12 protein-coding genes and 4 pseudogenes are annotated in these 13613 nt (G+C 63.4%); 15 read left to right on the top strand and 1 reads right to left on the bottom strand.

Annotated elements, in window-relative coordinates:
• Window positions 1-96 precede the first annotated feature (96 nt).
• The 6 genes and pseudogenes from D3872_RS21225 to D3872_RS21200 all read left to right on the top strand — a co-directional run bounded on the left by D3872_RS21225 (window position 97) and on the right by D3872_RS21200 (window position 4630).
• Window positions 97-675 carry a YqgE/AlgH family protein gene (locus tag D3872_RS21225; protein WP_229459456.1) on the top strand — a complete coding sequence of 193 codons (579 nt, stop codon included), beginning with the start codon at window positions 97-99 and terminating at the stop codon, window positions 673-675.
• The gene (ruvX, locus tag D3872_RS21220; protein ID WP_119812660.1) at window positions 675-1070 is read left to right on the top strand and encodes a Holliday junction resolvase RuvX; all 396 of its coding nucleotides are present in this window, start codon (window positions 675-677) and stop codon (window positions 1068-1070) included. The genes D3872_RS21225 and ruvX overlap by 1 nt, the downstream gene beginning before the upstream one ends.
• On the top strand, window positions 1054-1572 hold the full coding sequence (pyrR, locus tag D3872_RS21215) for a bifunctional pyr operon transcriptional regulator/uracil phosphoribosyltransferase PyrR (protein ID WP_119812659.1): 519 nt from the start codon (window positions 1054-1056) through the stop codon (window positions 1570-1572). The genes ruvX and pyrR overlap by 17 nt, the downstream gene beginning before the upstream one ends.
• Window positions 1565-2515, top strand: a pseudogene (locus D3872_RS21210) (aspartate carbamoyltransferase catalytic subunit); the annotation flags it as partial. The gene pyrR and the pseudogene D3872_RS21210, both read left to right, overlap by 8 nt.
• 9 nt (window positions 2516-2524) lie before the next feature.
• On the top strand, window positions 2525-3829 hold the full coding sequence (locus D3872_RS21205; protein WP_119812689.1) for a dihydroorotase: 1305 nt from the start codon (window positions 2525-2527) through the stop codon (window positions 3827-3829).
• A 66-nt stretch (window positions 3830-3895) separates the two neighbouring features.
• A complete protein-coding gene (locus tag D3872_RS21200; protein ID WP_119812658.1) occupies window positions 3896-4630 on the top strand; it encodes a lysophospholipid acyltransferase family protein in 735 nt (244 codons plus the stop codon).
• On the opposite strand, the gene D3872_RS21195 is transcribed toward D3872_RS21200, so the two are convergent.
• Window positions 4631-5482, bottom strand: a complete 852-nt coding sequence (locus tag D3872_RS21195) for a symmetrical bis(5'-nucleosyl)-tetraphosphatase (RefSeq protein WP_119812657.1) — start codon at window positions 5480-5482, stop codon at window positions 4631-4633.
• Between the two features lie 96 nt (window positions 5483-5578).
• Between D3872_RS21195 and rfbB the strand changes: the two genes are divergently transcribed.
• The 9 genes and pseudogenes from rfbB to D3872_RS21150 all read left to right on the top strand — a co-directional run.
• Window positions 5579-6646: a dTDP-glucose 4,6-dehydratase gene (gene rfbB, locus D3872_RS21190; protein WP_119812656.1), complete on the top strand. Its 1068-nt coding sequence runs from the start codon at window positions 5579-5581 to the stop codon at window positions 6644-6646.
• Window positions 6643-7536, top strand: coding sequence for a glucose-1-phosphate thymidylyltransferase RfbA (gene rfbA, locus D3872_RS21185; protein WP_119812655.1), 894 nt, complete (start codon window positions 6643-6645; stop codon window positions 7534-7536). Before rfbB ends, rfbA begins: the two co-directional genes overlap by 4 nt.
• A complete protein-coding gene (gene rfbC / locus D3872_RS21180) occupies window positions 7537-8082 on the top strand; it encodes a dTDP-4-dehydrorhamnose 3,5-epimerase (protein ID WP_119812594.1) in 546 nt (181 codons plus the stop codon).
• On the top strand, window positions 8079-8933 hold the full coding sequence (gene rfbD, locus D3872_RS21175; protein WP_119812654.1) for a dTDP-4-dehydrorhamnose reductase: 855 nt from the start codon (window positions 8079-8081) through the stop codon (window positions 8931-8933). The genes rfbC and rfbD overlap by 4 nt, the downstream gene beginning before the upstream one ends.
• A gap of 157 nt (window positions 8934-9090) precedes the next feature.
• Window positions 9091-9732 (top strand): DUF6444 domain-containing protein, encoded by a 642-nt coding sequence (locus tag D3872_RS26750; RefSeq protein WP_229459455.1) that lies wholly within the window; start codon window positions 9091-9093, stop codon window positions 9730-9732.
• The gene (gene tnpC, locus D3872_RS26745) at window positions 9663-10661 is read left to right on the top strand and encodes an IS66 family transposase (protein WP_229459454.1); all 999 of its coding nucleotides are present in this window, start codon (window positions 9663-9665) and stop codon (window positions 10659-10661) included. The genes D3872_RS26750 and tnpC overlap by 70 nt, the downstream gene beginning before the upstream one ends.
• A gap of 323 nt (window positions 10662-10984) precedes the next feature.
• A pseudogene (locus D3872_RS27665) lies at window positions 10985-12071 on the top strand (MraY family glycosyltransferase).
• Between the two features lie 80 nt (window positions 12072-12151).
• Window positions 12152-12462: pseudogene (locus D3872_RS21155) on the top strand (H-NS histone family protein).
• A 189-nt stretch (window positions 12463-12651) separates the two neighbouring features.
• Window positions 12652-13613, top strand: a pseudogene (locus tag D3872_RS21150) (phosphomannomutase/phosphoglucomutase); the annotation flags it as partial.

Here is a 13613-nt window from a genome sequence, read left to right as displayed (position 1 = left end):
AGAGAGAGTACGCGTATGAAGAAGAGCAAAATCGGCAAATCTCTGCCTATCCACGGGCTTGCACCACATCCGCCTGTCGAACAGGAGCATAGCGCCATGACGACACCATCGACGCTCAATCTCGCCAATCATTTCCTCATCGCAATGCCATCGATGCAGGATCCGATTTTCGGCGGCACCGTGGTTTACGTCTGCGAACACAACGACAAGGGCGTGCTCGGCGTGGTCATCAACAAGCCGACCGACATGACCATGGACGTGTTGTTCGACCGCATCGACCTCAAGGTATCCGAAGGGCTGCATTCCGACGTCGTCAACGAGCCTATCATGTTCGGCGGCCCGGTCCAGGACGACCGCGGCTTCGTGCTGCATTCCCCGGGCGGGCGCTACTCGTCCTCGCTGGCGGTGACCGACGAGGTTGCTTTCACCACATCCATCGACGTGCTCGAAGCGGTCGCCGCCGGCGATGGCCCGCAGCGCCTGCTGGTGTCGATCGGCTACGCAGGCTGGAGCCCTGGCCAGCTTGAAGAGGAGATCAGCCGCAACGGCTGGCTGACCGTCGGCGCCGACGCCCATGTGCTGTTCGACCTGCCGATCGAGCAGCGCTATACCGCCGCCATCAAACTGCTGGGCATCGACCCCTTGATGCTCGCCTCCGAGGCCGGCCATGCGTAATGGTTGAGCTCGTTTTCGGCTTCGACTTCGGCATCAAGCGCATCGGTTTGGCCATGGGCAACACCCTGACGGGCCAGGCCCAGCCGCTTGCCGTCATCAAGGCCATCGACAACGCCGCCCGTTTCCAGCAGATCGGCGCGCTGATCGCCGAGTGGAAACCAAGCCGCCTGGTGGTCGGCGAGCCGCGCCATCCCGACGGCGCCGAGCACGACATGACCTTGCGTTGCCGCCGCTTCGCCAACCAGCTGCATGGCCGCTTCAAGCTGCCGGTCGAACTGGTCGACGAGCGCTACTCGTCGGCCGTGATATCGTCCAGGCGCGGCGAAGTCATCGACGCGAAAGCGGCCTCCATCATTTTGCAACAATACTTTGACGATCATGCCAACAACAACTGAACAGTTCGACGCGGAGGCGCTGTACCGCGAGCTCCTGCAGCAGGTGCGCACCGGCCTGCAGGACGTGGAGAACGCCGCCATCGTCGGCATCCACTCCGGCGGCGCCTGGCTGGCCCAGCGCCTCGCCCACGACCTAGGCGTCGAAAACCGGCTCGGCTTCATCGACGTTTCGTTCTACCGCGACGACTACGCCAAGAAGGGCCTGCACCCGGACGTCAAGCCGACCCACATCGGCTTCCCGGTCGACAGCGCCACCATCGTGCTGGTCGACGACGTGCTGTACACCGGCCGCACCACGCGCGCGGCGATCAACGTGCTGTTCGACTACGGCCGCCCGGCGCGCATCATGCTGGCGGCGCTGGCCGACCGCGGCGGGCGCGAGCTGCCGGTGGCCGCCGAGTTCGTCGCCACCCGCGTGACGCTGGGCGCGAACCAGTCGCTGGCGCTGGCGCGCGGCCCTGAAGGACAACTTACGCTAACCATTGAAGACGACAATGCTTAACCCGCAACTGAACAAGAACGGCGAACTCCAGCACCTGCTGACGATCGAGGGCCTGCCGATATCGATCATCAATCACATCCTCGACACCGCGTCGAGTTTCGTGAGCATCTCGGACCGCGAAGTGAAGAAGGTACCGCTCATGCGCGGCAAGAGCGTGTTCAACCTGTTCTTCGAAAACTCCACCCGCACCCGCACCACCTTCGAGATCGCATCGAAGCGCCTGTCGGCCGACGTCATCAACCTGAACATCCAGGCTTCCTCGGCCAGCAAGGGCGAGTCGCTGCTCGACACGATCGACAACCTGTCTGCGATGAGTGCGGACATGTTCGTGGTGCGCCACTCGCAGTCCGGTGCGCCCTACCTGATCGCCAAGCACCTGGTCGACACGAAGCAGACCCACGTCCACGTGGTGAACGCCGGCGACGGCCGCCACGCGCACCCGACCCAGGGCCTGCTCGACATGTACACGATCCGCCACTACAAGAAGGACTTCACCAACCTGCGGGTGGCGATCGTCGGCGACATCCTGCACAGCCGCGTGGCGCGTTCGGACATCCACGCGCTGACCACGCTGGGCGTGCCCGAAGTGCGCGCCATCGGCCCGCATACGCTGCTGCCGGGCGGCCTGGAACAGATGGGCGTGCGCGTGTTCACCAACATGGAAGAAGGCCTGAAGGACGTCGACGTGATCATCATGCTGCGCCTGCAGAACGAGCGCATGAGCGGCGCGCTGCTGCCGTCGGCGCAGGAGTACTTCAAGAGCTACGGCCTGACGCCCGAGCGGCTGGCGCTGGCGAAGCCGGACGCAATCGTGATGCACCCCGGCCCGATGAACCGCGGCGTCGAGATCGACTCGGCGGTGGCGGACGGCCCGCAGGCGGTGATCCTGCCGCAGGTAACCTTCGGTATCGCGGTCCGCATGGCGGTGATGAGTATTTTGGCGTACACACGGATGAAACTACATATCAAGAACGGCCGGCTGATCGACCCGGCAAACAAGATTGACGCGGTAAGGGATTTGTTCATCGCCGACGGCAAGGTAGCCGCCCTAGGGACCGCGCCGGCCGGCTTCGCCGCCGACCGCATCATCGACGCCACCGGCCTGGTGGTCGCTCCCGGCCTGGTCGACCTGTCCGCGCGCCTGCGCGAGCCGGGCTACGAATACAAGGCCACGCTGGAATCGGAGATGCAGGCGGCAGTGCAGGGCGGCGTCACCAGCCTGGTATGCCCGCCCGACACCGACCCGGTGCTGGACGAGCCGGGCCTGGTCGAGATGCTCAAGTACCGCGCGCGCAACCTGAACCAGGCCCACGTGCACCCGCTGGGCGCCCTGACCATGGGCCTGAAGGGCCAGGCGCTGACCGAGATGGCGGAACTGACCGAAGCCGGCTGCATCGGCTTCGCCCAGGCCGAGCATCCGATCGAAGACACCACAGTGCTGATGCGCGCCATGCAGTACGCGAAAACTTTCGGCTACACCGTCTGGCTGCGCCCCCAGGACGCCCACATCGGCAAGGGCGGCATCGCGCACGCCGGCCCGCTGGCATCGCGCCTGGGCCTGTCCGGCGTGCCGGTGATGGCCGAGACCATCGCGCTGCATACGATCTTCGAACTGGTCCGCGGCACCGGCGCACGCGTGCACCTGTGCCGCGTGTCGTCCGCGGCGGGGCTGGAGCTGGTGCGGGCGGCCAAGAAGGAAGGCCTGCCGGTGACCTGCGACGTCGGCGCCCACCACGTCCACATGACGGACGCCGACATCGGCTTCTTCGATTCGCGGGCGCGCATCGATCCGCCGTTCCGCAGCCAGCGCGACCGCGACGCGATCCGCGCCGGGCTGTTCGACGGCACCGTCGATGCGATGTGCTCCGACCACACGCCGGTCGACGACGACGAGAAATTGCTGCCGTTCGCGGAAGCTTCGCCCGGCGCCACCGGTCTGGAGCTGCTGCTGTCGCTGGCGCTGAAATGGGCCGACGACCATGCGGCCGGGCAGGGCGGGGCACAAGAACAGGCGCCGCTGTCGCGCGCGCTGGCACGCATCACCTGCGACGCCGCGCGCGTGGCGGGACTCGATGCCGGCCACCTGGCGCCGGGCGCAACCGCCGACGTGGTGCTGTTCGACGCAGGCGCGCGCTGGACGGTGCAAGCGCAGGCGCTGGCCAGCCAGGGCAAGCACACGCCATTCGTCGGCTACGAGCTGGCGGGGCAGGTGAAGGCAACCATCGTCGCCGGGCACGTCGCCTTCGAACGCCAGTAATCCTCAGGCACGCATCGCCGCGCACGCCACCGGGCGGCGCGCCGATGCGCGCCCAGTCGGTGCATCTTGAAACCAATCTTCGCCTTCCGCCTTTTCCGTATCCTCGTGCACCTGTTCGAGGGCCTCGCGACCTGCGCGCTGCTGTTCCCGTGGGTGGGAACGGGGCGCCGCAACGCGCGCATCCTGAACTGGTCGCGCCGCCTGCTGGCGATCTGCAACGTCACGGTCGAAGCGCCGGGCGGCGTGCCGGCACTGCAGCACGCGCTGATCGTCGCCAACCATGTGTCGTGGCTCGACATCTTCGTCATCAACGCCGTGCATCCCTGCCGCTTTGTCGCAAAGTCGGAGATCCGCGCATGGCCGGTGCTCGGCTGGCTGGTCGCGCAGGCAGGCACCGTCTTCATCGCGCGCGGCAGCCGGCGCGATTTGCGCCACGTGTTCAAGGGGCTGGTGGCCGCGCTCGAAATGGGCCAGCGCGTCGCCTTCTTCCCGGAAGGGACCACCGCGCCGCAGGGAACGGTGCTGCCGTTCCACGCCAACCTGTTCGAGGCGGCGGTGGATTCGAAGGTGATGGTGCAGCCTTACGCGCTGAAGTACGTCGACGCGCGCGGCGCCTTGCATGAGGCGGTCGACTACACTGGCGGCACGACGTTTGTGCAGAGCGTGGTGAAGATCCTGTCAAGCCCGCCGATCCGCGCGCAGCTAACCTGTCTGCAGCCAATCGACGGCGCCGGCGCCCATCGCCGCGCGGTGGCCGAACAGGCGCATGATGCCATTGCCGGCGCGCTGAAAGCCGCCTGACTATTTTTTCTGCTTGCCGCTGTGCGGTTTGTACTCGGGGCAGTCGACTTGCAGCAGGCTGCGGTCGTCGAGGCAGATGGCGGTCAGCTTGCCGCCCCAGACGCAACCGCTGTCGAGGCCGATGACCTTGTCGCGCAAAAGCAGGCCGAGCGCGGACCAGTGGCCGAACACCACCGTCACGTCCTGCGTCCGCCGCCCCGGCAGCTCGAACCACGGCACCAGCCCGGATCCTTCCGGCGCGCCGGCGCTTTCCTTCTGTTTGAAGTCCATCACGCCATCCGGTGTGCACAGGCGCATCCGCGTGAGGGCGTTGACGATGCAGCGCAGGCGGTTGTAGCCGGCCAGCGATTCGTCCCAGCGGTCCGGCTTGTTGCCGTACATCTGGCGGAGGAATTCGACCCAGCCGTCACCGCGCAAGGCATCCTGCACTTCGCCGGCCAGCTCCATCGTGCGCGCGGCGGTCCATTGCGGCAGCACGCCGGCGTGCACCAGCAGGTGGCCACCGGCCAACATCGCCAGCGGGCGCTGGCGCAGCCAGGCGATCAACTCCTCGCGGTCGGGCGCGGCCAGGATCTCGTCCAGCGTGTCCGATGGCGACACCGCCTGGGCGCCCGCGGCGACCGCCAGCAGGTGCAGGTCATGGTTGCCGAGCAGGGCTTCGACGCGGCCGCCACCCTGTACCTGCAGCGCACGCACCCGGCGCAGCGCGCCCAGCGAGTCGGGGCCGCGATTGATCAGGTCTCCCACGTAGAGCACGCGCGCCTCGCCGCCGGCATCGGCATGGATCCGTTCCAGCAGCACCCCGGCCTCGTGGGCGCAGCCCTGCAAATCGCCGATGGCGTAAGTCTTCATGTCGTTCCTGCCCGCGCGCGTGATGAGAATATTAAGAAGTCCGCAAGTTTCGCATAGAATTATGCCTTCGGATCACACACGCGGGCGGCATATTCCATGATTCTTGTTACCGGCGGCGCCGGCTTTATCGGGTCGAACTTCGTCCTCGACTGGCTGGAACAGTCGGATGAGCTGGTGCTCAACCTCGACAAGCTCACCTACGCCGGCAACATGGACAACCTGGCGCGGCTTGAGGGTGACCGGCGCCACCAGTTCGTGCGCGGCGATATCTGCGACCGCGATGCCGTGCTGGCGCTGCTGCAGCGGCACACACCGCGCGCCATTGTCCATTTCGCGGCCGAAAGCCACGTCGACCGTTCGATCCACGCGCCGGGCGACTTCATCACCACCAATGTCAACGGCACCTTCGCCTTGCTGGAGGCGGCGCGCGCCTACTGGGGCGGACTGGATGCTGGGCAGCGCGGCGCCTTCCGCTTCCTGCATATCTCGACCGACGAGGTGTACGGCTCGCTCGGCCCTGGCGACCCGCCATTCACCGAAGCCACGCCCTACGCGCCCAACAGCCCCTACTCCGCGTCGAAAGCGTCGTCCGACCACTTGGTGCGGGCATACCACCACACATATGGTTTACCCGCGCTGACCATCAACTGCTCGAATAACTACGGGCCATTCCAGTTTCCCGAAAAGCTGATTCCGCTGGTGATCGCCAATGCGCTCGCCGGAAAGCCTTTGCCGGTATATGGCGACGGTGGCCAGGTGCGCGACTGGCTGTATGTGGGCGACCATTGCCGCGCAATCCGCCGCGTGCTGGAAGCGGGACGGCCGGGCGAGGTGTATAACGCGGGCGGCGGGAACGAAATGAAAAACATCGATGTGGTGCACGCCTTGTGCGCTATCCTCGATACGCTGGCGCCGAAAGCGCAAGGCAGTTATGCGAGCCAGGTCAGCTTTGTTCCCGACCGTCCCGGCCATGATCGCCGCTATGCTGTCGATGCGGGCAAGATAGGGCGCGAACTCGCCTGGTGCCCGCTTGAGACTTTCGCGTCGGGTATCCGCAAGACCGTGCAGTGGTACCTCGATAACCAGCAATGGGTGGCCAATGTACAAACCGGCGCGTATATGTCCTGGGTCGAGAAAAACTATGTGAACCGGGGGAATGCATGATCAGCCAGGCAGCGCGCAAGGGAATCATCCTGGCGGGAGGCTCCGGCACGCGCCTGTATCCCGTCACTGTGGGCGTGTCGAAACAGCTGCTGCCGATTTACGACAAGCCGATGATTTATTATCCGCTGACGACCCTGATGCTGGCCGGCATCCGCGATATCCTGGTTATTACGACGCCGCAGGATACGCCGCGCTTCCAGGAATTGCTGGGCGATGGTTCGCAGTGGGGAATCAGCCTGTCGTATGCGGTGCAGCCGGCGCCGGAGGGGATAGCACAGGCCTTTGTGATTGGCCGCGATTTCCTCGGCGGCAAGCCGTCGGCGCTTATCCTCGGCGATAACATCTATTATGGCCATGGGCTGGAACAGAAACTGGCCATGGCAAATGCGCGCATCGATGGCGCCACCGTGTTTGCCTATCATGTGCTCGATCCTGAACGCTATGGCGTGGTCGAATTCGACGACCACCAGAACGCGGTGTCGATCGAGGAAAAACCGCTGGCGCCGACATCGAATTACGTGGTTACGGGCCTGTATTTCTACGATGGGCAGGTGTGCGATATCGCGGCCGGCATCAGGCCATCGGCGCGCGGCGAGCTGGAAATTACCGATGTTAACCGGACTTATCTCGATGCCGGATCGATGTCGGTCGAGGTAATGGGCCGGGGCATGGCCTGGCTCGATACCGGTACCCACGAATCGCTGCTGGAAGCGTCGCAATTCATCGCGACGATCGAAAAACGCCAGGGCCTGAAGGTGGCCGTGCCTGAAGAAATGGCTTACCGCAAGGGTTATATCGACGCCGCCGCGCTGGCCAAGCTGGCCGAACCCCTGAAGAATAACGGCTACGGCCAATACCTGCTGCGCGTCCTCAACGATAGGGTGTTCTAAATGAAAGCTACGCCAACCGCGATGCCGGAAGTCCTGGTCTTTGAGCCGAAGGTATTTGGCGACAGCCGCGGCTTTTTCTACGAAAGCTACAATGCGCGCGAGTTTTTCGAACAGACCGGCCAGAACGCAAATTTTGTGCAGGATAATCACTCGCGCTCCGCCAGGAATGTCCTGCGCGGCTTGCATTACCAGATCCGCCAGCCGCAGGGAAAACTGATCAGGGTTATCCACGGCGCGATTTTCGACGTGGTGGTGGATATCCGTCGCTCCTCGCCATTTTTCGGCCGCTGGATCGGCGTCGAGCTGTCGGCCGAGAATTGCCGCCAGCTGTGGGTGCCGCCGGGTTTCGCGCACGGCTTCGTGGTCACCAGCGACAGCGCCGAATGCCTGTACAAGACCACCGATTACTGGTCGCCCGAGCATGAACGCTCGATCCTGTGGAACGATCCCGAACTCGCCATCGACTGGCCGCTGTCTGGCGAGCCTATGCTTTCCGGCAAGGACAGCCATGGCGTGCTGCTTGCCGACGCCGAAGTATTCGCATGAAGATATTGCTGACCGGCGGTAGCGGACAGCTTGGCTACGAGCTGCAGCGCAGCCTGCAGGGGCTGGGCGAGGTCGTCGCGCCCGGACGTGCGCAGATGGACCTGGCCGACCTGGCGCAGGTGCGCGCGGTGATCCGCGCCGTCCGCCCCGGCCTGGTCGTCAATGCGGCGGCATACACGGCGGTAGACCAGGCGGAAACCGAGCCGGCCGTGGCGCGCCGCATCAACGCGGAGGCGCCCGCCGTCATGGCGGACGAGGCGCGCAAGCTGGGCGCCGCCATGGTCCAGTATTCCACCGATTACGTGTTTGATGGCAACAAGCAGGGCGCCTACCTGGAAAGCGACGTGGCCAATCCGGTCAATGTCTATGGCGTCACCAAGCTCGAGGCTGAACAGGCGGTCGCCGCGGCCGGCATCCCTCACTTGATCCTGCGCACCAGCTGGATGTACGGCATGCGCGGTAAGAACTTCCTGCGTACGATGCTCGAGTTCGGGCAGGAACGCGACGTGCTGCGCGTGGTGTGCGACCAGCACGGCGCACCGACCTGGAGCCGGACGGTGGCGGACACCACCGCCTTGCTGCTGGCGCACGTGCATGCCGGCGGGAGCGCCGGGTGGGACGCGCACGGCGGCATCTATCACCTCAGCAGCCAGGGCGAGGCCAGCTGGTGCGAATTCACGCAAGCGATTGTCGATATCGCCGGACTGGAGTGCCGGGTCACGCCGATCACCGCCGCCGAGTATGGCGCACCCGCACGCCGCCCCCGCAATTCGCGGCTGGATACCGGAAAGCTTGGGGCGATCTGCCGCCTGCCGCACTGGCGTGAAGCGCTGGCGCTGTGCATGACCTAGCTGCTGCTGCCGGTTCAATATTTCCAAATGTAAATAACCTCGGCATGGCCCGATGATCCGGGCACAATCGTTGGTTGCCAGAAACGTAACTATTCAGCCTGAATGAACACGGCAATGAGCAGTTGTAAACTATTGGCTATTGCCGCATCATGTCGGCATGCCACCGAAACCGCCTCGTCCCGACCTCACGCAGCTGTCCGATACCGACAAGGATCGTCTCATCGACGTGCTCTTTGCACGCATGGATGCGCTTGAGGCAAAGCTGGGAATGAACAGCCAGAATTCGAGCAAGCCACCATCCTCGGATGGACTGGCCAAGAAGCAGAAGACTAGCTCGTTGCGCGGCAAGTCTGGCAAGGCGGTTGGCGGCCAACCGGGCCATAAAGGCAGTACACTCAAGCGGGTGGCCGAGCCCACCAGTACGAAGGATTATCCGCCGCCGTCGCATTGCAACCGCTGCCACAGTGCGCTGGCGCTCGAACAGGCGCAGGTGCTGGAGCGCCGCCAGGTATTCGATGTGCCTGCGATGAGCTTCGAGGTGGTGGAACACCGTGTCTACACGGTGGTCTGCGCCTGCGGTCAGCGGCACGACAGCGTATTCCCGGCTGCGGTCGGCGACCTTGCGCAATACGGCCCGAACGTGCGCGCACTGGGCGTGCATCTGACCCAGGGCCAGATGCTGCCATATGCCCGCGCCGCCGAGTTGATTGGCGAGATGACGGGCTGTCTGTGTCGCCAGCAACCCTGCTTGCCTGGGTTGGCGAAGCGAGCCTGGCCCTGCAGGGTACAGCCGACCTGATAGCGCGGCAATTGCACCACGCGCCAGTGCTGTGCGCCGACGAATCGGGCTTGCGCGTGGATGGCAAACTGCACTGGATGCATGTGGCGGCCACGGCGGAACTGACCTGGTATGGCATGCACGCAAAGCGCGGCCTGGATGCCATCGTCGCGCATGGCATTCTCCCCAAACGCATCGGCGTTCTGGTGCATGATTGCTGGGCCCCTTACTGGAAACTCGACGATGGCCTGCATGCCTTGTGCAATGCCCATCTCCTTCGAGAACTGGTGTATGCGCAGGAAGTGACTGGCCAGCAATGGCCGACCGCCATGACGGAACTGCTGCTCAACGCCCAACGACTGAGCGCGGCGGCGCGACAGCAGGGCCGGCCATTTGATGCCGATGCCATCGCCGCCTTCACCATCGTCTACAACGACATCGTGCGCCAAGGGGAGCAATTGAACCCTCCCCAACTCAAACCAGACGGATCATCCGGTCGCTGCAAGCAATCCGACGCCTATAACTTGCTGCGCCGCTTCCGGCTGCACGCCGATGCTATCTTGCGCTTCATCGCCGATCCGACCGTCCCGTTCTCCAACAATATTGCCGAGCGGGCCGTCCGCATGCCCAAGGTCAAACAAAAAATATCGGGATGCTTCCGCACCATTGCCGGCGCCGACAATTTCTGCATCATTCGCTCCTGCCTCGACACGCTACGCAAACAGGGGCACAGCATGCTGGAAGTGCTACGCCGCGCATTTACTGGCGATCCGATCATGCAGCTGCGTAGCGGCCGAACAGTTAACAATCGCATTCAATACCATGGCCCCGAAGCGCAAACTGACCGTCGCCCAGAAGAGGGAGAAGGCACAGTTCATGACTATCTTCATCAACGGAAAACAAAGGCGGGTACGTCGTCCGGTCCTGATCGATGGCCTGGATCCCGATGAGTTCTACTTGCGAAATGCCGATTCGATCGCGCTGCATCAAGACGGCCTGTGGGAATGCATAGCTGAGGCCGAACAAGGCGACATCGCGTTCACCGATGCGGATGACGCGGATTGCTTTGGCCATTCAGGCTGAACAGTTACCCAGAAACAATAGTGATTACCAGTTGGTCTATACAGAGTTATTGCGGCTGGGGTTATTGTCCCCATCCGGTACAATCACGGCAATAGCGGGCAGGCAAATGCCCGCGTCATTCGAACTCCAGTTGCGCACGGCGGGGCACACGAGCTGTCGGAAATGTCGTCATTAGAATAATAAGATAATAATGTTTTCTTTCCTCGTGAGTTTCGTCGCCTCCGCCTGCTGACCCTTCTTGTAATCAAGCAGGCAAAGCTGCACGGTCCCGCCTCGATTCCGACTTCCTTGGCGTCCAGAAGGTGCATTCGCACGAGGTGGCGCGCATTGGCGGGCTTCCCATCTTTCTGGCGGTGCTGACCAGCGCCTGCATTTCGGTGTGGCGCGTGCCGCAGATGGCGCAATGGTATTGGCGCTAATGCTGTGTTCCTCGCTTGCTTTCATCGGCGGTATCGTCGAGGACTATACGGGGAATGTCAGCGCGCTGCGCCGCCTGATATTGACCATGGCGGCCGCACTGCTCGGTTATTTCCTGCTCGACGCCAAGCTGGCGCGCCTGGATACGCATTCGGCGTATTCGTGTTCGATTATGTCTGGCTGGCGCTGCCGGTCACCGGTGCTGGCGGTCGCCGGTATTGCGAATGCGGTCAATATCATCGACGGGTTCAATGGCCTGGCCAGCGTCGTTACCATATGCATGTTAATTTCGCTGGCTTATGTCGCATTCCAGGTCGGCGATGTGTTTGTGCTGGTGGCCGCACTGATGGTGGGGGCGCCACAGCCGGGTTCCTGATATGGAATTACCCGGTCGGGCTTATCTTCCTGGGCGACGGCGGCGCCTATTTCATTGGCTTCATGCTGGGCGAACTGGCGCTGCTGCTGGTGATGCGCAATCCGAGGTGTCGACCTGGTACGCGGCGCTGCTGCTGATTTATCCCGCTTTCGAAACGATATTCTCGGCCTATCGCCGCATGTTTGTGCGCGGCAAATCCCCGGCAATGCCGGACGGTATCCACTTGCATAGCCTGATTTTCCGGCGCATTGTGCAATGGGCGGTAGGTCGAAAAAAGCGCGCGCGCTGATGCGCCGCAATTCGCTAACATCGCCCTACCTGTGGACGTTCTCCCTGATGGCGGTTATCCCGGCCACGGTGTTCTGGAAGAGTACCGGCATTTTGATTTGTTTCTGTTTATTGTTCGTTATCAGCTACATGGTTGTATGCGCGTATTGTTCGATTCAAGTCACCGCGCTGGTTGATTATGTACAGGAAGGACTAGCATTTGATCGGAAATGTAGTATATTGCGACAATTGGTGATATTTCATTTATTCGTTCAAACCCACAACTAAGGAACCATGATGGATCTGTCAAATATGTCCGTTGGTGATTTGCGTAACCTGCAGGAGCAAATCAAGCAGGAAATGAAGAAGCGCGAACACCAGGAAGTCGCGAAAGCGCGTGAACAAATCATGGCAATCGCCCAAAGCGTGGGCGTTCCCCTGAAAGACCTGATTGCCACCGGAGCACGCGGCGGTAAAACGGGCAGCGTGCGGTGCGCTATCGCCACCCTGACAATTCGGCGCAACAATGGACCGGCCGCGGCCGCCAGCCGAAATGGGTCAAGGAGTGGGTCGAAGGCGGCAAGTCGCTGGACAAGCTGCGCGTCTGATCCCGGCCCGAATGTAGCGGCGAGAGCTGCGGGCGCAATTCCCAAGCGCCCCGCTTGCCGCTACAATATGATGTGTTCCATTCAATCCAACTCCCCCAGGCTTACGACGGTTTTCCTCCAGCGTCGCCGGTTTCCAGGCCGGGGCGGCCGGGCCGATCGCGCCACGCTCATTCAAGGTAAAAAAACAACATGGTTTCCCTTTCCAAGACGATTTTCAAAGCCTATGACATCGCGGCGTCATCGGCAGCACCCTCGACGAGGGCGTGGCGCGCCAGATCGGCCACGCCTTCGGCAAGGCGGCGCTGGCCAAGGGCGAGCGCAAGGTGGTGATCGGCCGCGACGGCCGCCTGTCCGGTCCCGGCCTGTCCGCGGCGCTGGCCGCCGGCCTGCAGGAAGCCGGCGTCGACGTGATCGACCTGGGCATGGTGGCGACCCCGATGGTCTACTTCGGCACCAATGTGCTGGGAGCGGCGTCGGGCATCATGGTCACCGGCAGCCACAACCGCCGGATTACAATGGTTTCAAGATGGTGCTGGCCGGCGAAGCGATCCACGGAGAGACCATCCAGGCGCTGTACCACGCCATCGCCGCCGGCGATTTCGCCGCCGCGGCCACCGCGGGCAGCTACAGCACCCATGACATCCGCGCCGAATACATCGAGCGCATCGTGGGCGACGTGAAGATTTCGCGCCCGATGAAGATCGCGGTCGATTGCGGCAACGGCGTGGCCGGCGCCTTCGCGGGCGAGCTTTACCGCGGCATGGGCTGCGACGTGATCGAACTGTTCTGCGAAGTGGACGGCACCTTCCCGAACCACACCCTGACCCTGCCCATCCCGAAAACCTGCAGGACCTGATCCGCTGCCTGCAGGAGACCGACGCCGAGATCGGCCTGGCCTTCGACGGCGACGGCGACCGCCTGGGCGTGGTGACCAAGGACGGCCAGATCATCTATCCCGACCGCCAGATGATGCTGTTCGCGGCCGACGTCCTGTCGCGCAACGCCGGCGCCGAGATCCTGTACGACGTGAAATGCACCCGCCACCTGGCGCCGTGGATCGCGAAGCACGGCGGCAAGCCGCTGATGTGGAAGACCGGCCACTCGCTGGTCAAGGCCAAGCTGCGCGAAACCGGCGCACCGCTGGGCGGTGA

It is taken from the genome of Massilia cavernae, assembly GCF_003590855.1.
Taxonomy (GTDB): Bacteria; Pseudomonadota; Gammaproteobacteria; order Burkholderiales; family Burkholderiaceae_D; genus Telluria_A; species Telluria_A cavernae.
The sequence above is the reverse complement of the archived record's forward strand: the minus strand, read 5'-3'. Positions and strand labels throughout refer to the sequence as shown.